Source organism: Massilia eurypsychrophila (assembly GCF_002760655.1).
Taxonomy (GTDB): domain Bacteria; phylum Pseudomonadota; class Gammaproteobacteria; order Burkholderiales; family Burkholderiaceae_D; genus JAFCUW01.
This window is the reverse complement of the sequence record NZ_PDOC01000006.1, coordinates 128,977-150,309: the sequence shown is the minus strand read 5'-3', so window position 1 is coordinate 150,309 and position 21,333 is coordinate 128,977. Positions and strand designations below refer to the sequence as shown.

General features: G+C 65.6%; 17 protein-coding genes and 1 pseudogene. 1 reads left to right on the top strand and 17 read right to left on the bottom strand.

The annotated features are described in order from the left end of the window. Positions 1-70 precede the first annotated feature (70 nt). The 8 genes and pseudogenes from CR105_RS12405 to CR105_RS12370 all read right to left on the bottom strand — a co-directional run bounded on the left by CR105_RS12405 (position 71) and on the right by CR105_RS12370 (position 9,765). The gene (locus CR105_RS12405; RefSeq protein ID WP_099788897.1) at positions 71-1,084 is read right to left on the bottom strand and encodes a porin; all 1,014 of its coding nucleotides are present in this window, start codon (positions 1,082-1,084) and stop codon (positions 71-73) included. 138 nt (positions 1,085-1,222) lie between these two features. Then, on the bottom strand, positions 1,223-2,377 hold the full coding sequence (locus CR105_RS12400; protein ID WP_099788765.1) for a PAS domain-containing sensor histidine kinase: 1,155 nt from the start codon (positions 2,375-2,377) through the stop codon (positions 1,223-1,225). Between the two features lie 153 nt (positions 2,378-2,530). Continuing rightward, entirely contained in the window at positions 2,531-3,298 is a 768-nt protein-coding gene (locus CR105_RS12395; protein WP_099788764.1) for a LytR/AlgR family response regulator transcription factor, read from the bottom strand. Positions 3,299-3,368: 70 nt separating this feature from the next. Then, entirely contained in the window at positions 3,369-4,604 is a 1,236-nt protein-coding gene (locus CR105_RS12390; protein WP_099788763.1) for a sensor histidine kinase, read from the bottom strand. A gap of 180 nt (positions 4,605-4,784) precedes the next feature. Beyond that, entirely contained in the window at positions 4,785-7,181 is a 2,397-nt protein-coding gene (locus CR105_RS12385; protein WP_099788762.1) for a sensor domain-containing protein, read from the bottom strand. Between the two features lie 101 nt (positions 7,182-7,282). After that, positions 7,283-7,792, bottom strand: a pseudogene (locus CR105_RS12380) (IS1595 family transposase); the annotation flags it as partial. Between the two features lie 7 nt (positions 7,793-7,799). Next, the gene (locus CR105_RS12375; RefSeq protein ID WP_099788760.1) at positions 7,800-9,065 is read right to left on the bottom strand and encodes a nitronate monooxygenase; all 1,266 of its coding nucleotides are present in this window, start codon (positions 9,063-9,065) and stop codon (positions 7,800-7,802) included. 214 nt (positions 9,066-9,279) lie between these two features. Continuing rightward, positions 9,280-9,765: a YajQ family cyclic di-GMP-binding protein gene (locus CR105_RS12370; RefSeq protein WP_099788759.1), complete on the bottom strand. Its 486-nt coding sequence runs from the start codon at positions 9,763-9,765 to the stop codon at positions 9,280-9,282. 137 nt (positions 9,766-9,902) lie between these two features. On the opposite strand from CR105_RS12370, the gene murB reads away from it, so the two are divergent. After that, positions 9,903-10,931: a UDP-N-acetylmuramate dehydrogenase gene (murB, locus tag CR105_RS12365; protein ID WP_099788758.1), complete on the top strand. Its 1,029-nt coding sequence runs from the start codon at positions 9,903-9,905 to the stop codon at positions 10,929-10,931. A gap of 216 nt (positions 10,932-11,147) precedes the next feature. Here the strand turns inward: murB and ppnP are convergent, their stop codons facing one another. The 9 genes from ppnP to CR105_RS12320 form a co-directional block, all read right to left on the bottom strand. After that, on the bottom strand, positions 11,148-11,459 hold the full coding sequence (gene ppnP, locus CR105_RS12360) for a pyrimidine/purine nucleoside phosphorylase (RefSeq protein ID WP_099788757.1): 312 nt from the start codon (positions 11,457-11,459) through the stop codon (positions 11,148-11,150). After that, positions 11,456-12,487: a diguanylate cyclase gene (locus CR105_RS12355; protein ID WP_099788756.1), complete on the bottom strand. Its 1,032-nt coding sequence runs from the start codon at positions 12,485-12,487 to the stop codon at positions 11,456-11,458. The genes ppnP and CR105_RS12355 overlap by 4 nt, the downstream gene beginning before the upstream one ends. A 36-nt stretch (positions 12,488-12,523) precedes the next feature. Continuing rightward, entirely contained in the window at positions 12,524-13,534 is a 1,011-nt protein-coding gene (gene cheB, locus CR105_RS12350) for a chemotaxis-specific protein-glutamate methyltransferase CheB (RefSeq protein WP_099788755.1), read from the bottom strand. Further along, entirely contained in the window at positions 13,531-15,777 is a 2,247-nt protein-coding gene (locus tag CR105_RS12345) for a hybrid sensor histidine kinase/response regulator (RefSeq protein ID WP_099788754.1), read from the bottom strand. Before CR105_RS12345 ends, cheB begins: the two co-directional genes overlap by 4 nt. Beyond that, the gene (locus CR105_RS12340; RefSeq protein ID WP_229413908.1) at positions 15,774-16,463 is read right to left on the bottom strand and encodes a chemotaxis protein CheW; all 690 of its coding nucleotides are present in this window, start codon (positions 16,461-16,463) and stop codon (positions 15,774-15,776) included. The genes CR105_RS12345 and CR105_RS12340 overlap by 4 nt, the downstream gene beginning before the upstream one ends. An 8-nt stretch (positions 16,464-16,471) precedes the next feature. Then, on the bottom strand, positions 16,472-17,674 hold the full coding sequence (locus CR105_RS12335) for a CheR family methyltransferase (RefSeq protein WP_099788753.1): 1,203 nt from the start codon (positions 17,672-17,674) through the stop codon (positions 16,472-16,474). Further along, the gene (locus CR105_RS12330; RefSeq protein ID WP_099788752.1) at positions 17,671-18,123 is read right to left on the bottom strand and encodes a chemotaxis protein CheW; all 453 of its coding nucleotides are present in this window, start codon (positions 18,121-18,123) and stop codon (positions 17,671-17,673) included. Before CR105_RS12330 ends, CR105_RS12335 begins: the two co-directional genes overlap by 4 nt. Positions 18,124-18,131: 8 nt before the next feature. Continuing rightward, a complete protein-coding gene (locus CR105_RS12325) occupies positions 18,132-19,946 on the bottom strand; it encodes a methyl-accepting chemotaxis protein (protein WP_099788751.1) in 1,815 nt (604 codons plus the stop codon). 136 nt (positions 19,947-20,082) lie between these two features. Beyond that, positions 20,083-21,315, bottom strand: coding sequence for an argininosuccinate synthase (locus CR105_RS12320; RefSeq protein ID WP_099788750.1), 1,233 nt, complete (start codon positions 21,313-21,315; stop codon positions 20,083-20,085). Between the last annotated feature and the right edge of the window lie 18 nt (positions 21,316-21,333).

Genomic DNA, 21,333 nt, shown 5'->3' with positions numbered 1-21,333 from the left:
GCGCGAGCAATTGATGAAAAAAAGGGCTGGCCAAATGGCCAGCCCTTTTGCGTGTTGCACCGAACCTTGATTAGAACGTATGGCGCACGCCGACGTTGAAGACGGTAGGATCGGCGCCCAGTGCGGTAGCGACCGGCGTCACGTTGGTGCTCGACGAGTTCAGGCCGAAGGTGGCCAGGCCGTTGTTGCGCATCGACGCGTAGCTGGTGTACAGGTTGGTGCGCTTCGACAACGAGTAGCTGTAGGCAATCGCGAAGCCGTTGCCCTTGGCGCCGTTTTCGAACTTGTTCTGCTGCAGGTTGACGAAGGCCTTGCCGGCGCCGAACGTCATCGCCGCGCCAATGTTGGCTTGCTCGAACTTGTTGTTGTTGCCGACCTGGTCGCCGACCAGGAAGTTGCCCTTGACTTCGACGGTGCCGAATTTGTAGGCGGCGCCGAACGCGTATTCCTTGTCGTCGCCGGCAGCCAGGCGCTCGATCACCTGGTAGCCTGCGCCGAGGAACAGCCCGCTATTGGCATATTCAAGCGCCACACCCATCAGGTCGCCAGAAGGCTCGACGGTGCGTTCGCCGGCGCTGAAGCTGGCGCTGCCGGTGAAGCCGCTCATCTGCGTGGTCTTGTAGTTGACCGAGTTGCTGACGCGGCGGGTCAGGCGGTTGGAGGTGAAGGCCGACAAGTTGCTGCCGTAGAAGCCCTGGCCGAAGATGTCCGAGCCGCCGGCGATGAACGAGATCGGCGTGTATTCGCGGCCGACGGTGACGGTGCCGAACGAACCCTGCAGGCCGACCACCGAGCGGCGGCCGAACAGGGCCGAGTCGCCGACGCCGGTGTCGAGCGCCAGGCCGGCTTCGACGTTGAACAGCGCTTTCAGGCCGTTGCCGAGGTCTTCCGTGCCGCGAAAGCCGAGGCGGCTGCTCGACTGGTTGCCGGAGTTGATGACCGTTTGGCTTTTTTCGCCATTCGCGCCGGTGTCCTGGACCCCGATGGAAGCGTCCATGGTGCCGTAAACGGTGACGTTCGATTGCGCTGCGGCCAGCATTGGGGCGGACACGACGAGGGCAACTGCCAGGCGTTTGAATTGCATGTAGATCTCCAGAAAGTAAGCAACAAGATTGTTGGTTGACGATGAATACTCATGATCGACCGGGATCTTATCGAACCCATATGTCATCTTGATGACATGCGGCATTTCGGAGACAACCGGGGATTTCGGCCGGCGCTGTTATGCGTGCTCGGCCGGCTTTGGCAACGGCAGCACGATGTCGATGCGGGTGCCGGGTGGTTCGTCCGAACTGATGGTGATGTCGCCGTCCATCGCCCACACGCGTTCGCGCATGCCCACCAGGCCGAGCGACTGGGCCTTTTCCATGTCGGCGGCGGCGATGCCGCGGCCGTCGTCGCGCACCGTCAGCAGCACCTCGCCGTCGACGCGGTACAGCGTGATGGTGACGTTGCTGGCGTTGGCGTGGCGGGCGATATTGGTCAGCGCCTCCTGCACGATGCGGAAGATCGCCGTACTGGCGGCGTTGCCAAGTCGCAGTTCGACTTCGTCGGCGTACAAGGTGCAGGCAATGCCGTAGCGTTCGACGAAATCGTCGCGCAGGCCTTGCAGCGCGAAGAACAGGCCGCCTTCGTCGAGCGAGCGCGGGCGCAGGTTGGTGGCGATGCGGCGCAGCGAGGTGATGGCGGTGAGCAGGTTCTGCTCCATGCCGCGGATCAGGCGCGCGGCGGCGTCGCCGGTTTCCTGTTGCTGCAGCAGCGACAGGTCCATGCGCAGCGCGGCCAGCAACTGGCCGAGGTCGTCATGCAGCTCACGGGCGATGTGGGTGCGTTCTTCTTCGCGGATGGTCTGCAGCGCGGCCGACAGCTGGCGCAGCTGGGCGTGCGAGCGGGTCAGCTTATCCTGCACCTGGTGGCGACCGGAGACGTCGCGCACGATGATGGTGTGGATCGGCGTGTCGCCTTCCATCACGGTCGACACCGAGCCTTCCAGCGGGAACGTTTCGCCGCCGCCGCGAATGCCGCTGACGGCGTAATCGGTGGCGCGCCGGCCGACCCGGCCGCCATCGCCGAAATAGGCGACGCCGCCGTCGCCCACGCTCGGCTGCGGCGTGATGAAGCGCGACAGCGCGCTGCCTTGCATGGCCTCGACGGTGGAGCCGAACATCGCCGCCGCCGACGGGTTCGCCATCAGGATGGCGTAGTCGGCGTCGGTGGAGATGATGGCATCGCTGGCGTGCTCGATGATCTGGTCGCCGTGCTCGTGGGCGAGGCGGGCGGCGCGGCGGCGGCGCGCCAGGGTGCTGCCGGCGGCCAGGCCGAGCAGCAGCATGGCCGGGCCGGGGCCGCGAAATAGTGGCTTGATGAGTCGAAACATTGGCGTGCTTGCCGGTGATGGCTCGCGGATGCGGGCCCGGCGCTTACCTTACGGCGCGGTGGCGGTGATGGCCTTGAGGCGGCGCAGGGGGCAGACCCGATTTTTCTATTAAAAGAAAAAACGGGACTCGGCGTCCCCGTCAGACCCCCTCGGTTACATTTGCTTGAACAGGTGCAGGAAGCTGCGGCTCACTTCGAGCTTGTCGGACTTGCCCTTGATGAGCACCAGGTGGCGGCCGCGGATGTCGCGCGTGACGCCTTCGATGGCGTTGACGTTGACCAGGGTGGCGCGGTGGATCTGCCAGAACAGCGATGGATCGAGCTCCTCGGCCAGGTCGCGCACGGGCTTGCGGATCAAGGCTTCGAATTTCTCGGTCTGCACGCAGGTGTACTTTTCGTCGGAACGGAAAAACAGGATGTCCTCGACCGGAATCATGCGCAGGTCCTGGCCGATGCTGGCCTGGATCCACTGCAGGTAGGCCGGCTTGGGCGCGGCCATCTTTTCGGCCAGCTGCGACAGCATCTGGGTGACGCTGTCGCTGACCACCGCGGCGGCCTTCGGCTTGGCGAGGCGCTCCTTGAGGCGGTCGACCGTCAGCTGCAGGCGCTCCTGCTCGGGCGGCTTGAGCACGTAATCGACCGCGCCGCGCTCGAACGCTTCGACCGCGTACTGGTCGTAGGCGGTGACGAAGACGATGTTGCTCTGGCTGCCGATCTGGCGCGCCGCTTCCATGCCGGTGATGCCAGGCATGCGGATGTCGAGGAAGGTCAGGTCGGGCTTGAGCTGGGTGACGAGCTCAACAGCCTCTTCGCCGTTTTTAGCTTCGCCGACAATTTCCAGTTCGGGCCATACCTGGTGCAGGCGCATACGCAGCTGGTCGCGCATCAATCTTTCGTCGTCGGCAATAATTGCAGTTGGCATAGTCGGTTGGGCTGGAGAGGTGGATGCCAATTATTCAACGAATCGGCGCATTAATCAATCGTTACGTCGGCTACCTGGTCGGCTGCGACGTCTGGTACGGCACTTCGACCGTGGCGATGACGCCGCTTGGCGAATTGGCGGCGATGTGCAGATGACCCTGGTCGCCGTGGAGCAGCTTGAGCCGTTCGCGGATGGTCGGCAGGCCGAGGCCGGTGCCGTTGCTGGGCACCACGCCGAAGCCGACGCCGTCGTCGGCGACGATGACGCGCAGCGTGTTGCCGGCCACTTCGGCGGAAATTTTCAAGGTGCCGCCCTCCGGTTTGCACTCGAGGCCGTGCTTGATCGCGTTCTCGACCATCGACTGCAGCATCATCGGCGGGAAGGCGGCGCTGCGCAGCTCGTCGGGAATGCGCAGGTCGACCGTCAGGCGTTCTTCCATGCGCATCTTGAGCAGGCTCAGGTAGGCCTTGACCATGTCGACTTCGCGCCCGAGGTTGGTGACGACGACGTTGTCGCGCATTTGCGGCAGCACCGCGCGCAGGTACTGGATCAGGCTGCGCTGCATCGCCGAGGCGCGCGGCGGGTCGGTCTCGATCAGGTGCTCGACCGAGGCGAGCGTGTTGAACAGGAAGTGCGGCTCGACCTGCGCCTGCATCATCTGCATCTTCGCTTCCGACAGCTGGCGCTGCATCGATTCGCGTTCGACCGCGGCGTTGGCGGTCTGGGTCAGCGCTTCGGCGCGCTTCTTGCCGCCGACCAGCGCCTTGGTGGCGAACAGGGCCAGCACCAGCAGCGACACGAAACTGTTGAACCAGGTCGAGGCCTGCTTGTGGTAGCGCGTCACTTTCGCTTCGGCCGCTTCGTTGACGGCCGTCTCGATCGCGTTCGACAGCTCCTCGCCAATCTGCGGCGGCAGCGGAATGTGGACTTCGCCGCTGCCGGCGCGCACCGGCGGCACCGGCGTGGCCGGTGCGACCGGCGGCACCGGCAGTTCGGCATCGGTGGGCGGCTCGACCGTCGCTTTGGCCTTGGCGCGCGAGCTGAACCGGATGCCGCTCTCGTCGATCAGGATGTTGCTTTCTTCCTTGCTGTTGGGCCCGTGATCGGTGCGCACGACGATTTCCTCGCCGCCGCCGGAAAACAGTTCGTCCTGCAGGATCTTGCCGGCGATGAGCGCGACGACGGCAAAGAAGAAGAACTTCCACCACGACAGCTGGCTGACCCAGGTGGCCGTGGCGTCGAAAACGCGGTACAGCCAGCCAAGGATGCTGGTGAAAGTGCGGGGGGTGAAGCGCCTAGCTTGCATTGGGTGGTCCGTGAGCGTCGAAGATTAGTGCATCGCGAGTGTAACTGCTAGCGCCGCCGCGTGCTGCTAAAAATGCATCCCGACGCCGTCAGCACTGTTGGGATGATGCAACTGTAAGCGAATCGGCGCGGCGGCGGGCGTCGTTTGCGACAGCCTGCACGTTTGGAGGGGTGGATTGCATCAGGCTGCGGCGCAGGCGCGCAGCAGTTGTTCGGCGGCGTCGGCGCTGAGCGGCTCCTTGTAATAAATGCCCTGCATTTCGTCGCAATTGTTCGATTTGAGGAAGTTCATCTGCGCGCGCGTTTCAACGCATTCGGCAATCACCGTCAGGTTCATGTTGTGGCCGATGTCGATCAGGCTCTTGGCGATGATGCCGCAGTGCGTTTCGGCGGAAATCTGGTGGACCGCCATTTTCGCCAGCTTGACATGTGACAACGGCAACTGCTGCAGATAGTTCAGGTCCGACAAGCCGTTGCCGAACGCGTCGACCGAGCGCAGCACGCCCAGATCGCTCAGTTGTGCCAGCAATTCTGCGCCGCGCAGGTGGTTGGTGACCAGGCCGTCCTCGCGCACTTCGACGTCCAGGCTGGACGGCGCAATGCCGAAGCGCGCCAGCGTGTCGGCGACATTGTCGACGTAACGGCCGCGCGCGTATTCGCGTTGCGACACATTGATCGACACCGGCAGCTGGCCGAAGCCGGCCTTGGCGAGGCGCTGCAGGAACGCGCAGGTGTGCTGCAGCACGACGTTGCCAAATGGGACGATCATGCCGTTCTCTTCCGCTTCCGGCAGGAACGAGGAGGGCAGCAGCACGCCCTGCTCAGGATGGTGCCAGCGCAGCAGCGCCTCGAAGCCGCTGATGCGGCCGGTGCGCAGCGAAATCTTCGGCTGGAACACCAGGAACAGTTCGTCCCTGTCGACCGCGGCGCGCATGCCATTCTCGACGAGTCGCTTGGCGTCGCTGGTCGTTTTCATTTCCTGCGAAAAGAAATGGACGTCGCTCTTGCGGGTGGCCTTGGCGTGGTACATCGCCACATCGGCCGCGCGCACCAGCTCGAAGGCGGTGGCGCCGTCGTGCGGGTAGACGCTGACGCCGATCGCCGCGCCGACCGCGATCTGATGCGTGCCGAACACGACTGGCCGGATCATGCAGTTGCGCAAGCGCTCGACCATGCGCAAGGTGAAGCGCAGCGACGGCTGGTTGACCAGCACGAGCACGAATTCGTCGCCCGACAGGCGCGCCACGGTATCGCTGTCGCGCACCGACGACAGCAGCCGGTTGGCGACGACGGTGAGCACTTCGTCGCCGGCTTCATGGCCGAGCGTGTCGTTGATTTTCTTGAAGCCGTTCAAGTCCATCAGCACGGTGGCCACCAGCGTCTTGTTGCGCTGGGCCATATGGATCGCCTGGTCGAGCCGGTCCCACAGCAGCGTGCGGTTGGCCAGGCCGGTCAGCGCGTCATGGTGCACTTCGTGCTCGAGCAGGGCGGTGCGCTGCTTGAGCGCGGTGATGTCGTTGATGACGCCGATGAAATGGGTGATGCGGCCTTTCTCGTCGGCGACCGGGGTGATGGTCAGGTCGTTCCAGAACAGCACGCCATCCTTGCGCTGGTTGCGGAACGTGACGTGGACCTCGCGGCGCTCGTCGATGGCGCGGCGCAGCAGCGCGCGCGCCTCCGAATCCATGCCGGGCGCGGCCATGAAGCGCGAATCGCGGCCGATCGCTTCGTCGAGCCGATAGCCGGTGATGCGCTCGAACGCGGGGTTGACGTATTCGATCGGATTGTCGCGGCCGCTGCAGCGCGTGATGACGATGCCGTTGCTGGCGGCGTGCAGCGCGCGCTCGCGCAGGCGCAGCTGCTGCTCCTGCTGATGGCGCAACGAGATGTCGAGTCCCATGCCGCACAAGTAGTGCTCGCCCTTGCATTCGATGCGCGCGCCGGTGAGCAGGTAGGGCGTGCCCTTGCCGTCCTGCTTGTTGAGCAGGTTCGCCTCGACGAAAACCTGTTCGCCGCGCTCGAACACGTGGCGTATTTTGTCGGCGATCTTGGCCTGTTCGGTCAGGTCGAACATGTCGCCGGCGTGCGCGCGGTGCACGTCATCGGTGCTAAAGCCGGTGACGGTCTCGAGCGCTTTGTTCCACAGCGCGAAAGTCGAGTCGTTGCGCAGCACATAGAAGGTGCCCGGAAGGACATTGATGATGGAACGCAAGGGCATGCTGCCGATCATTTCTCCGCCGCTGCTGTGGCGTTGCAGCGCGAACATGGCGACGCAGGCGGTGAACGCCCCGTCGAGCCCGTGCTGCGGCGACAGCGTCAGCTCCGCCTGGCGGACGGCGCCGTCGGCGACGGCCAGGTCCACGTCAATCGCCAGTGAATCGCTGCTCGATTTTAAGGAAGCCCAGTGGCGCTGGAAAGCGTCGCCGCTCGCCTGGGTGAGTAGCGAGTGGGCGGGGCGGTCAGCAATATCGGCTTTGCTGATGCCGAACAGGTGTTCGCAGCCGTGGTTCCAGGTGACGATGATGCCCGCATCGTCGATCAGGAACGCGGCGCGGGTCGTCAGCGCACTGGCAAGCATGGGGTCCTTCGTTCTTGTTGTTGCGCTTAGTTAGAAGCTTGTTGGACAGGCGAAGCAAGCATTCGTTCATGCACGACGATGACGGCCGACCAATAAAAAGGCTATGTCACCGCTAAGTCGGGGAACGCGCCGAGCGCCGATCTCAGCAGCATTTCTGGCGAACTGATGCGGTCGGCGTCGATCGCTCAGCGCCAGCCTAGATAATTTGGCAGGTAGCGGCTCGCCACACCATTGAAGCGGCGCAGCCACTGCTTGAAGCGGAAGTGATACGCGTTCACGTTCTGCACGTGCAGCGCACCGTCGACCCGCCGGCCGGCCGACTGGTTGACGGCGCGGTGGCTGATGTGCGCGTCGCGCGCAAACGCCGGATAGGCGGGATGGCCGTCGGTGACCAGCAAGATATCGGCCGCGACCACGCTCGGCAGGCATCGTTTCAGATGGGCCGGCCGCAGCGGCGCCCGTCCGGTGACAAAGTCGACCGTCCTGCCGGTGCGGTCGCGTGCCACCAGAATGCAGTCATGCTCGTGCGACAGGCCGCGCCAGCGCGCAGATCCGCCGCGCCGGCGCGGCTGCCGGTCCAGGTGACGCGATCCCTTCTGCGATTCGAGCAGCGGCCGCTTACGCAGCGGCGACTTCTTCACGCGCGGGCAGCGCGATCTGGTTGTCCGTGCTGAACTGGTAGTCCTTGAACACATGCTCGGCGGACAGGATCTGGTACTTGCCGTCGGCGAGCTTGTGGGTCGTGTCCTTCAGCCGGTAGGTGTAATGGCCGCAGGTCCAGCAGTTAAAGTTGCGCATGTGCGTGCACAGGCAGGTCTTGTCCATCACCACGACAGTTTTCCTGTCCGGGTTGGCCAGCACTTCACGGTTGTACGAGTTGATGTACGAACAGTTGCCGGTCGCATCGAGCAGGTAGCCGTAGGATTCGCAGCCGGGACGGATGCCGGAACCAATTGCCGGCGTGCTCTTGAGCATGCGCATCGGATAGCCCGTCGGCGAGATGCCGTTGACGATGATGTCGTCTTCGGTGGCGCGCACATACTCCTGCTTGACGCTGTCGGGCAGGCCGCATTCGTGGGTGATGGTGAAACGGGTCGCCACCTGCACGGCGCCGGCGCCTTTTTCGAGGAAGCCGACCGCATCGGACCCGGTAAATACGCCGCCGGCCGCAATCACCGGAATCTGCAGGTTTTCGGCGCGCATGAAGGCGTGCACCTCGTCCATGATGGTGTGCAGGTCGAAATCGGCCCAGTCGAGGCCGAAACCGAGGTGGCCGCCAGCGAGCGGCCCTTCGACGATGACGTAGTCGGGCAGGCGGTCGAGCTTGGCTACCTTGCGCAAGAACAGCTGCAGCGCGCGCACCGACGACACGATGATGCCGAGCTTGGCGTCGCGAAAGCGCGGGTGGTCGGCGATCAGCGCGAACGAACCGAGGTGCAGGCCGGCCGACATCGTGATGCCGTCGACGCCGGCGTCGAGCGCGGCCACCAGGCGCGTACGCAAGGTTTCCTTCGGCGAATTCATCGTCAGCTTTTCCATGCAGTTGACGAAGATGAGGCCATCGCCACGCTTCGCTTCCATGGTCTTGCCGACGTGCAGCATCGTCGCCTCGGCCAGGCGCGCCAGGTCGAACTGGACGACTGCCTTGTCCATGTTGTTGATGTTGAACTTGTAGGTCTTGGTTTTTTCCTTGACGAAGCTCGTGTCGAACTTGCGGTCGGAAACGTCTTGCACCATTGCATCGGAAATGTGGCCGATACCACCCAGGCGGCACACTTCCAGCGCCAGTTCCGAGGTCGAAATATCGACGCCCATGCCGCCAATCATGATTGGCACATATTCCTTGTTGCCTAGACGCAGGCGGAAATCATCAACACATTTCATTGCAATCCTTAAACTACTACCTACCAACATGACTGGCTGCGCTACACCCGTTGTTCACGGCAGAGCTTGCGCATACTCAATTCTACCCTAAGCGCGTTCCGGTTTCAGAGGGGCGCGTACGGGGCGCGCGGGCGAATACCGGGTCAGGTCGCCAGCGCAACCAAGGGCGCAGTGCCCCGTGATGGACCCGAAAGCGGGCCGGCCGGGCGGAAACTCAGTCGCGAAAGTTGTTGAACTCGAGCGGCATGTCCGGCACGTCCTTGCGCAGCATGGCCATCGCGGCCTGCAGGTCGTCGCGCTTGGCGCCGGTGACGCGCACCGCTTCGCCCTGGATGCTGGCCTGGACCTTCATCTTGCTGTCCTTGATGACGCGCACGATCTTCTTGGCGTCGTCGGACTCGATGCCATTCTTGATCTTGATGACTTGCTTGACCTTGTCACCGCCGATCTTTTCGATCTTGCCCGGGTCGAGGAAGCGCACGTCGACCTTGCGCTTGGCCAGCTTGGTGGTCAGCACGTCGCGTACCTGTTCGAGCTGGAAGTCGGCGTCGGCGAAGGCGGTCAGCTCGTTGTCCTTCTGCTCGACCTTGGCGGAGCTGCCCTTGAAATCGAAACGGGTGGTGATTTCCTTGTTGGACTGCTCGACCGCGTTCTTCACTTCGATCATGTCTGCTTCGGAGACGACATCAAATGAGGGCATGGTAGATTCCTTTTTTCTTGCGCATTATGAATGGCGATATTTTAACGGACAACCGGGCCCCAGCCCGTCCCGCGGGGCGCTTTTTTAGCGGTTTAGGCATCGTTTCCAATTATAATCGTCGAAACTACGACACTGCCATGCTCCCAGACCTCGCTATCGCCCACGATTTTTCCCTCAAATCCTGCAACACCTTCGGCATCGACGCGCGCGCGCGCCGCTACCTGCGCATCCACAGCGTGGCCGAACTGGCCGCCGCGCTGGCGAATCCGTCGCTGGCCGGCATGCCGCGCCTGCTGCTGGGCGGCGGCAGCAATATCTTGCTGACGGGCGACTTCGACGGCGTCGTGCTGCACATGGCCATCGCAGGGCGCGCCGTGCTCGGCGAGCGCGGCGGCCACACGCTGGTGCGCGCCGCGGCCGGCGAAAACTGGCACGCTTTCGTGCAATGGACACTGGCGCAAGGGCTCGGCGGCCTCGAAAACATGTCGCTGATCCCCGGCACGGTGGGCGCCTCGCCGATCCAGAACATCGGCGCCTACGGCGTCGAACTGAAAGACGTGTTCGATGCCGTGACGGTGTATGACATTGCCAGCGGCCAGTTGCGCAGCATGGACGCGGCCGCGTGCCGCTTCGGCTACCGCGACAGCATCTTCAAGCACGCCGATGGCGCCGGCCTGGTCATCGTCGACGTCACCTTCGCGCTGCCGACCGCCTGGGCGCCGAACCTGCGCTATGCCGAACTGGCGCAGGCGGTGGCGCAGGCCGGCATGGCCGCGCCGAGCGCGCAGGGCATCAGCGAGACGGTGGTGGCGATCCGGCGCCGCAAGCTGCCCGACCCGGCCGTGATCGGCAATGCCGGCAGCTTTTTCAAGAATCCGGTCGTCTCCAGCGCGCGCTGCCGCGATCTGTTGGCGGCGTTTCCGGCGCTGGTGCACCACGCGCAGGCCGACGGCAGCGAAAAGCTGGCCGCCGGCTGGCTCATCGACCAGTGCGGCTGGAAGGGTAGGAACCTGGGCGCGGCCGGCGTCTATCCGAAGCAGGCGCTGGTGCTGGTCAACAACGGCGGCGCCAGCGGGGCCGAAGTGCTGGCGCTGGCCAACGCGATCCGGGATGACGTCGCCGCCCGCTACGGCGTCACGCTGGAAGCGGAGCCGGTGTTCGTCTAGCCGAGAACGCTGGGGTCAGGTCTGACATTCGGACATTTCAAGTGCGAAATGTCCGAATGTCAGACCTGACCCCAGCTTTTTTTGCTCCTGGCCAACGCGATCCGGGATGACGTCGCCGCCCGCTACGGCGTCACGCTGGAAGCGGAGCCGGTGTTCATCTAAGTGAAAACGGTCGGGCGCAACGCTGGTGTCAGGTCTGACCCCAGCTTTTTTTGCTTAGCCGAAGTGGCAGATGTAGCTGAGGGTTTCAAGCGTCTCGATGTCGAACGAGGCATTGGCGGCGACGGCGAACTGCTGGCCAGCAGCAAACTCTTGCCAGCCGGTTTCGCCCGGCAGGCGCACGCGGCAACGGCCGGCGGCGATTTCCATGATTTCCGGCGCCCCGGTGCTGAACGTCAGGCTCGACGGGAAGATGACGCCGACCGACTTGCGGCTGCCGTCGGCGCACACCACCGTGTGCGACACGCACTTGCCGTCGAAGTAGATGTTGGCGTTGGCGGTGACGCTGACGTTGTCGAGTGTGCTCATGGTTTTTCCTCTGGTGTCGGGGCGACGATGACCTGGTTGCGGCCGTCGTTCTTGGCGCTATAGAGCGCCTTGTCGGCGCGCGCGACCAGGCCCTCGGCGGAGTCGTCTTTCGACGGCACGATGCTGGCCACGCCGATCGACATGGTGATGATGCCTGTTGGCGACTGCGGGTTGTCGATCGCCAGTTGCTCGATGTGGGAACGGCAGGCGTTGGCAATTAGCAGCGCGCCGTCGAGGCCGGTGTCGGGCAGCACGATGGCGAACTCTTCACCGCCGTAGCGCGCGACCACGTCGGCCGGGCGCTTCAGGTGTTCGGTCAGCACCGCCGCCGCTTTTTTCAGGCACAGGTCGCCGGCCAGGTGGCCGAAGGTGTCGTTATAGATCTTGAAGCAGTCGATGTCGCACATCAGCAGCGACAGCGGCTTCCGGTCGCGCTTGCCGCGCTGCCACTCCGAGCGCATCACTTCGTCGAAGCGGCGGCGGTTGGCGATGCCGGTCAGGCTGTCGAGCGCGGCGAGCTTTTGCAGTTCGATGTTGGCGTCGGCCAGGTTTTTCTGGCTGGCGCGCAGGAACTGGAACGCTTCGTCGCGCTGCAGGCGCGAAATGTAGGCGGCCGAGTGGTAGCGGATGCGCGCCAGCAGTTCGAGCCGGTCGGGCAGCTTGACGACGTAATCGTTGGCGCCGACCGAAAAGCTGTGCGCCTTCAGCTTGGCGTCGTCCTTGGCCGACAGCACGATGACGGGCACATGCCGCAGCGCCGGGTCGTCGCGGTAGCCGCGGATCAGGGTGAAGCCGTCCGAATTGGGCATTACCAGGTCCTGCAGGATCACGGTCGGCTGCAGCTCCAGGGCAGTGCTGGCGGCATCGGAGGCGTCGGTCACGTAATGAAATTCGATGTCGCTCTGGTCGCTCAGCATGCGGCGCACCGCCTCGACGATGATCAGCTGGTCATCGACCAGCAGCACGCGCACCTTGAACTGGGTGACGGCCTGGTCTTCAAAGGTGCTGGCGGCGATGGCATCGGACATTGTGTTACTTTCCTTGATATGGTGAGTGGGACATCGTTACGGTTGACGCTTGCCAATTTTACTGCGCAACGCCCCCGAAATGTCTTCTAATGACATGATTCGTTCCGCCGCATCGAGTTCGGCCGCCGCGCGCGGCATGCCGTAGACGGCGCTGCTGGCCTGGTCCTGGGCGATGGTTGCCTTGCCGGCCTGGCGCATCGCCAGCAGGCCGCTGGCACCATCGCGGCCCATGCCGGTCAGCAGCAAACCGGTGGCGTCCTTCGCCCAGTGCGCCGCCACGCAGCGAAAGAACACGTCGACCGACGGCCGGTAGGCATAATCGAGCGGATGGGCATGGTAATGCAGCCGGTGGCGCGGCGACAACGTCAGGTGGTCGTTGGTGCGCGCCACCAGCACCACGCCGGCCTCCAGCGCGTCGCCGTCGTCGATGGCGCGCACCGGCATGGCGATCTGCTCGCCGAGCCACTTGGCGAAGTGGCCGGCGAAGTTGGCGTCGATGTGCTGCACCACGACGATGGCGGTGCCGGGCGCCGGCGTCCAGCCGGCCAGCACCTTGGCGATCGCACCGGGTCCGCCGGTGGAGGCGCCGATCGCCAGCAGGTGGCGAATCGCAGCGCCGGCGATGGGGGGCGCCGGCGCCGGCGCCTGGTCGCCGGCGCTGACGCGAATCAGCTTGCCGATGGTCTTGATCTTGGCCAGCAGGGCGGTGTCGCCGCCGGCCGCGCTCAGTTCCGGCGTGGCGGTGACGTCGAGCGCGCCGGCGCCGAGCGCGCGAAACACCTGGCTGACATTGTCTTGCGGGCGCGCGGTGACGATCAGGATCGCGCAGGGCGAGGCCTGCATGATTCTCCGCGTCGCCTCGACGCCGTCCAGTTCCGGCATGGTCAGGTCCATCAGCACCAGGTCGGGCCGGCTCTCGGCGCACAGGCGGACCGCTTCCTTGCCGTTGCGCGCCACCCACAGCACCTCGTGCTCGCGGCTGGCCACGACCGCGCGCCGCAGCGCCTCGGCCGCCATGGCGACGTCGTTGGCGATGCCGATCTTCATGCGCCGGCCTCGCCGATCAGGTCGAGCACCGCGTCGAGCAGCGTATCGTCGTGAAAGCTGCCCTTGGTCAGGTAGTAGTCGGCGCCGGCGGCCATGCCGCGCGCGCGGTCTTCCGGCCGGTCCTTGTACGACACGATCATCACCGGCAGCTTGTGCAGGCGCGGATCCTTGCGGATCAGGCTGACCAGCTCGACGCCGTCCATGCGCGGCATGTCGACGTCGGTGACGACCAGGTCGTAGTCGCCGCTGCGCACCACGTTCCAGCCGTCGATGCCGTCGATGGCGATGTCGACCTGATAGCCGCGTCCGAGCAGCAGCTTGCGTTCCATCTCGCGCACCGTCAGCGAATCGTCGACCACGAGGATGCGCTTGGCCTTGCGCTGTTCCTGCTCGCCTTGCGACAGCTGGTGCAGCGCGCCTTCGCCGAGCAGCTTCTCGATCGACAGCAGCAGGTCGGCGCAATCGAGGATCAGCACCGGTGCGCCGTCATCGAGCAGGGCGGCGGCGGCGACGTCGCGCAGCTTGCCGAACAGTGGATCGAGCGGCTGCACCGCCAGGCTTTGCTCGCCGCGGATGGCGTCGACCACCAGCGCATAGCGCTGGTTGGCCGAACCGCCGGCGCCGATCACCACCACCGCCAGGTCGCCCACGCCGGGAGCCATCTGGCCCAGTTCGAGCACCTGCGCCGCCGACACCAGGCCGAGATGCTCGCCGTCGTAGTCGAAGAACTGCTTGCTCTCGAGCGTGTGCAGCTGCGACTGCGCCAGTTTCAGCACCCGCTCGACCTTGACGATCGGGATCGCATACGCCTCGCCCTGGATGTCGATGACCAGCGCGCGCACGATCGACTGCGTCAGCGGCAGCGTGATCGAGGTGCGAAAGCCGCGGCCCGGGTCGGAGTCGATGCGCACGTTGCCGTTCTGCGCGCGCACCGCCTGCTGCACGATGTCGAGGCCGACGCCGCGGCCGGAAATCGCGCTGGCCGTTTCCTTCAGGCTGAAAGCGGGCAGGAACAGGAACTCCAGCAGTTCGGCCTTCGACATTGCCGCCGCCATTGGCGCGCTGGCCAGCTTGCGCCGCACGACGGCGTCGCGGATGCGTTCGAGGTCGACGCCGCGGCCGTCGTCGCTGATGACGATCGACAGCATGCCGTTGCGGTGGCGCGCTTCGAGCCGGATGGCGCCGGCGGCCGGCTTGCCGGCGGCGACCCGCTGGTCGGCGCTCTCCAGGCCGTGGTCGACCGCGTTGCGCAGCATGTGGTTGAGCGGGCCTTCGATATTGGCCAGGATGTCGCGGTCGACCAGCGTGTCTTCGCCGGTGATGGTCAGCTGCGCTTCCTTGCCCAGGCTGCGCGCCAGGTCGCGCACCATGCGCGCAAACGCATGCACGCCGTCGCGGAAAGGGCGCATGCGCAGCGCCAGCACTTCGTCGATCAGGTTGTTCGACACGCTCAACACGCGCCGCTCGTAGCCGTCCAGGTCGGCCATGTGGTCGTGCAGGAACTGCTTGAGCGCGTGCGTCTTCTGCAGCGCCAGCGCCGATTTTTCCACCAGCGCCGGGTCGGCGCTGCGCACCAGCGCCTCATGCAGCTGCTCGATCGACTGGAACAGGCTGGACTGGTTGCGCTTGAAGCGCTGCAGCGACGCCATCGCCGGCTGCAGTTGATGGGCATTGATGCGCGTCTCGCTGGCCAGTGCCAGCAGCTGGTCGAAGTTCTGCACCGGCGCGCGCGGTCCCTGCGGCGTTGCCTCGGCGGCCGGCTCGGGCGGTGCCGGCTGCTCCGGCGCCGACACCCGCGGCGCCGGCGGCGGCGGGGCAGGGGCCTCGCGCAGCGCCGCGACCTGCGCGATCGACTCCATCGTGGCGCTGATGCGCGCCGCATGCTGGCCCAGCCAGCCGGCGACGGCGTCTTCGGCAAGGGTCGCGCACTGCACGATCAGGTCGACCCCGCCCAGCAGCACGTCGATGCCGGCAGGCGAGAGCTGCAGGCTGCCGGTTTGCGCGGCGACGAAGGCGTCTTCCATGCGGTGCGCCAGTTGCACCACGACGTCGAGGCCGACGATGGCGGCGGCGCCCTTGATCGAATGGGCCGCGCGCATCAGCGACTCGGTGGTGGTGGCGTCGTCGGCGCCGCGTTCCATCGCCAGCAGGCCGTCGGTGAGGATGCGCGCCTGGCCGTCCGCTTCCATGCGGAACAGGTCCATCATCGAGAGAGCGCTCAGGTCGTCCTGGTCCATGCTCATCGCAGCAACCTCGCCAGCTGGTGGCCGATCAGCGCCTCATCGAGCACGCCGATGCGCATCTCGCCTTGCGCCATTACGCCCGTCAGGAAGCGGTCCAGTCCCTTGTTGATGGTCGCCGCCGGCGCCGCCAGGGCGCCTTGCGCGTAGCGCTCGATGCCGTGCAGGTCGGCCACCGGCAGCGCGAACGAGCGGCCTTCCCATTGCATCACCAGCAGGCGCGCGAACACGTGGCGCCCGCTCGTTGCCGGCGTATCGTGTTGGTCGATGCCGAGCATGGCGCCGAGCGACATCAGCGGTGTCAGTTTGCCGCCGACGCTGACGACGCCGAGCAGGCCGGGGGCGGTGCGGTGCGGCAGGCGGTGACCGGTGGCCAGCGGCGCGATCGAACCGACCGCGCGGGTCGGCAATGCGAGCCACTCGCGGCCGATGCGAAACACCAGCGCCGACTGGTCGAGCGCGGCGCGCTGGTCGGCCTTTTCGCGGAAGTGGCCGGCCCACTCGCGCCGGTAGGCGGCGTCGATCGGGCGCTGCAGGTTGCGCTGGGCGGCGGCGGTATAGACGTCGCAGTTGCGGCAGTGGATGTGCTGCGCGAGCCGGGCGCAAGTCTGGTCGCCGCTGACGCCGATGCGGTTCCAGCAATCGTCGATCGCCGGCGCAGTGGTCTGCTGGTTCATCGGCTGATTCATCGGCTGATTCATCGGCTGTGCCCCGCGCGGCGCTCGAACACGCGCGTGGCGCGCTGGCGAAATACGCCGGCTTGCGCGGCGTCGCCGGTCTGTTCGGCCAGCAGGGCCAGGTGGCACAGCGCGTCGTAGTGGTCCGGCTGCAGGTAGACGCAGCGGCGCCAGTAGTCGTCGGCCGCGCCGCTGTTGTGCTGGCATTCGCTGATCACGCCAAGCAGGAAGTAGGCATCGGCCGAATTCGGGTCGGCCGCCAGCAGCGCATGGGTTGATGCGGTCGCCTCCTGGTAGTGGCCGCGGTCGGCCTGGCGGCGCGCGGCGGCCAGCAGGCTGGCGCAGTCGAGCGCTAGCGGCGCCACCGCGGGCGCCGCCTTGGCGGCGCTGGTTGCCGGCGCCGGCTTGCGTGCCGGCGGCCGGGCCGCAGCGGCGCGCGGCTTGGCCGCCGGCGTGGCGCCGGCCTTTTGCAGCGCGAACGCGCCGGGCAGGCGCAGCGGCGCAAAGCCGTTGCGGCAGAACGCCGGCACTTCGGCATAGCCGGCGAACAGCATGCCGTCGTCGGCCAGCAGCGTGCTCAGAACGGCGATTGCGGCGGTGGTGGTCGGGTCGTCGAAATAGATCAGCAGGTTGCGGCAGAAGACGACGTCGTAGCGGCCGGCCGCGCTGGCGCTGTCGAACGCCAGCAGGTTGGCCTGCGAAAAGGTGACCTGCGCGCGCAGTTCGTCGCTGATCTGGTATTCGTCGCCGCGGCGGCTGAAGTAGCGTTCGCGGAACGCCAGGTCGACGCCGCGGAAGGCGTTGCGCGTGTAGCGCCCGGCGCGCGCCCGTTCGACCGCCACCTTCGACAGGTCGGCCGCCTCGATGCGGCAGGCGCCGGCCGCCACGCCGGCGTCGCACAGCGCCATCGCCATCGAGTACGGCTCCTCGCCGCCGGCGCACGGCACCGACAGGATGCGCACGATGCGGCCCGGCTGCGCGGCGAGCTGCTGCTGCACGAAAGCGGTGGCGGCGCTGAAGGCGCCCGAGTCGCGGAACATCCACGATTCGGGCACCACCACCAGTTCGATCAGCGCCGCCAGTTCGGCCGGCGAGAGCTGCTGCAGGTATGCGGCGCTGTCGGTCACGCCGCAGTGGGCCATGCGCTCGCGCAGTGCGCGCTCGACCACCTGCTCGCTCAGGTCGAGGCCACTAACGCGCTGCAGCAGTTCGCGCGCGTTCATGCCGGCGTTTCCTGGAACAGCTGGGCGCTGACGTCGGGCGTGAGCAGGCGTTCGATCTCGACTAACTGCAGCATGCCGCCGGCGCCGGGCGCCACCTGGCCGAGGAAGGGCGCGGCCTTGACGCCGCCGTCGGTCAGCGCGTTGTCGTCGAGCGTTTCGATGCCGATCACGTGTTCGGCCAGCAGGCCAAGCTGGCGCGTGGCGCCACCCCCCAGCGGGTAGTCGACCAGGATGATGCGGGTGTCGAACCAGACCTGCTCGGGCGTGAGGCCCGCCAGTCGCGACAGGTCGATCACCGGCACCGGCGCGCCGTGCAGGTCCATCAGGCCGGCGACGAACGCGGGCGACAGCGGCAGGTGCTTCAGTTCGAGCGCCGGCAACACGCGCGCGATCGCGCCGAGGCGCAAGCAGTAGCGGTCAGGCCCGATCGAAAACACCAGCACTTTCATTGCCGTCCTTAGCTGTTGACGGCGAAGGTGGCCACCGACGACTGCAGGTCGCCGGCGGCGTACTGCAACTGGTGTACCGCTTCGCTGGTGGCCTTGAGCGACTCCACCGTCTGCTGGGTGGCGTCGTTGAGCTGCATCATGGTGTCGGAAATTTGCGAGGCGCCGACCGCCTGCGACTGCATCCCCTGCAGCACCAGGTCGAACTGCGGCGCCAATTTCTGCACCTGGTCCATCACCGACGACAGCTGCTCGGCGACCTGGCGCACTTCGCCGACGCTGCGGCGGATCTCTTCCGAAAATTTGTCCATCCCCATCACGCTGGCCGACACCGCCGACTGCATCTCCTTGAGCATCTGGTCGATGTCCCAGGTCGACACCGACGTCTGGTCGGCGAGGCGGCGGATTTCGGTCGCCACGACCGAGAAGCCGCGGCCGGCGTCGCCGGCCTTCTCGGCCTCGATGGCGGCGTTCAGCGACAGGATGTTGGTCTGGTCGGCGACCTTGGTGATCGTGATGAGCACACTGTTGATGTTGCTGGCCTTTTCCGACAGCGCGGCCAGCTTGGCGTTGATCGAATCGGTGGCCGACACCATGTGCTGCATCGTCAGGTCCATGCGCTTGAGGTTGTTCTGGGCGTCGGCGGTGGCGCTGGTGGTGAAGTCAGCCACCGCGGTGGCCTCTTCCATGGTGCGCAGCAGCTGCGTGGTGTTGGCCGAAATCTCCTTGGTGGTCGACAGGATCTCGATGCTGGTCTGGGCCTGCTCGATGCCGGTCGCTTCCTGCTGCTTGGCCGAGGCGGCGATTTCGGTGGCCGAGGTGGTGACCTGGATGCCGGCCTTCTGCACGTCGTTGAGCAGGCGGCGTAGGTTGACGAACATGGTCTTGAGGCCATCGCCGAGGCGGCCGATGGCGTCGTCGCCGCTGATGGCCACTTCGCCCGTCAGGTCGCCCGATGCCGCCTTCGATACCACGCCGAGCAGCGAATCGACCTTGCCGCGCAATTCGTTGGTGGCGGCGAGCTCCTTGGCCTGGCTGTCCTGGATCGACTGCGCCATGCGGTTGAATTCGACCGTCACCTTGCCCAGTTCGTCGTTGGCGCCGACGTCGGCGCGCGCCCCCTGGTCGCCGGCGGCGATCTGGCCGACCGCGCGGGTCAGGTTGTTGAGCGGGTGCAGCAGCGCGCGCACCAGCAAGAAGCCGATCAGCGCGGCGAGCACCAGGCAAATCACGCCGCCGGCCGACAGCAGCCTGAACATCGACTTCTGCAGGATGCTGGCCTGCTTGGTGCGATCGGCGAGCAAGCGCGTTTCATCGTCGGCGATCTCGCTGATCAGCTTGCGGATGTCGGCCACCACGCGCGCGCCGTTGAGGACGTCGGCGGCGCTGGCCACCTGCTGCGATACACCGGTCGATTTATTCAGTTCGCGGCGCTTGGCGATCAAGGGATCGATGACGTTGGAGATCCAGTTCTCGAGCATGGGGTCGAGCCGGCGCAGCCGATCCTGCTGGGTAGGATTGTCGGCGGTGAGCACGAGCGACCTGGCCAGGTGGCCGCGTGCCTCGACTTCTTCCTTTTCGATCGGCAGCACCAGCGCCTCGTTACCGGTCAACATGAAGCCGCGCGTGGAGGACTGGATCTGCAGCATCGAGGTGGTGATGTGATTGGTTTCAAGCAGCACTTCGAGCGTATGGCGGTCCCATTCGTTGGCCTGGGCGAGCTTGGAGAAGTTGTTGTAGGCAAGGGCAAGCAGGAGCAGGAAAAGCGCGACGATGGCGCCAAGGCCGATGGTGATTTTGCTCTTGATGCTCAAGTCTTTTAACATGGGGTCTCCGGATGCGGTATTGATCGCCGTCAATGTAACATTTTGGCGGCCCCGACGGGCTGATTTGCCCGTGAAACGTGGTTTTTCAGCGCGTAAAAAAAGGCCGCCCGCAGGCGGCCTTGTCATGCCAACAATCTTACTGGCCGCGCTTGGCGCGCGCCACCGCGGCGATGCGCATGCGCAGCGCATTGAGCTTGATGAAGCCGCCGGCATCGGCCTGGTTGTAGGCGCCGCCGTCTTCGTCGAAGGTGGCGATGTTCATGTCGAACAGCGAGTCGGTTTTCGAATCGCGCGAGACGACGATTACGTTGCCCTTGTAGAGCTTGACGCGTACCCAGCCGTTCACCGATTGCTGGGTATGGTCGATCAGCGTCTGCAGCGCCACGCGTTCCGGCGCCCACCAGTAGCCGTTGTAAATCATCGACGCGTAGCGCGGCATCAGGTCGTCCTTCAGGTGCGCCACTTCGCGGTCGAGCGTGATCGACTCGATCGCGCGGTGACCCTTGAGCATGATGGCGCCGCCGGGCGTCTCGTAGCAGCCGCGCGACTTCATGCCGACGTAGCGGTTCTCGACCAGGTCGAGGCGGCCGATGCCGTGCTTGCCGCCGAGGCGATTGAGTTCGGTCAGCACCGCCGCCGGCGACAGGCGCACGCCGTTCAGCGCGACGATGTCGCCCTTTTCGTATTCGATGTCGAGGTACTCGGCCTGGTCAGGGGCCGCTTCCGGGCTGACGGTCCAGCGCCACATCGTTTCTTCCGCTTCGGCGCTCGGGTTTTCCAGGTGGCGCCCTTCGAAGCTGATGTGCAGCAGGTTGGCGTCCATCGAGTATGGCGCGCCGCCGTTCTTGTGCTTCATGTCGACGGCGATGCCGGCGTCCTCGGCATACTTCAGCAGTTTTTCGCGCGACAGCAGGTCCCATTCGCGCCACGGCGCGATGATCTTGACGTCCGGTTTGAGCGCGTAGGCGCCCAGCTCGAAGCGCACCTGGTCATTGCCCTTGCCGGTGGCGCCGTGCGAGATGGCGTCGGCGCCGGTCTCGTTGGCGATCTCGATGAGGCGCTTGGCGATCAAGGGACGGGCGATCGAGGTGCCGAGCAGGTATTCGCCTTCGTAGACGGTATTGGCGCGAAACATCGGGAACACGAAGTCGCGCACGAACTCTTCGCGTACGTCGTCGATGTAGATGTTCTCCGGCTTGATGCCGAACTTGATCGCCTTGGCGCGCGCCGGCTCGAGCTCTTCGCCCTGGCCCAGGTCGGCCGTGAAGGTGACGATTTCGCACTGGTAGTTATCCTGCAGCCATTTCAGGATGACCGAGGTATCGAGGCCGCCCGAATAGGCGAGAACTACTTTTTTAATGTCGCTCATGATGCTTCCGTAGAGTGG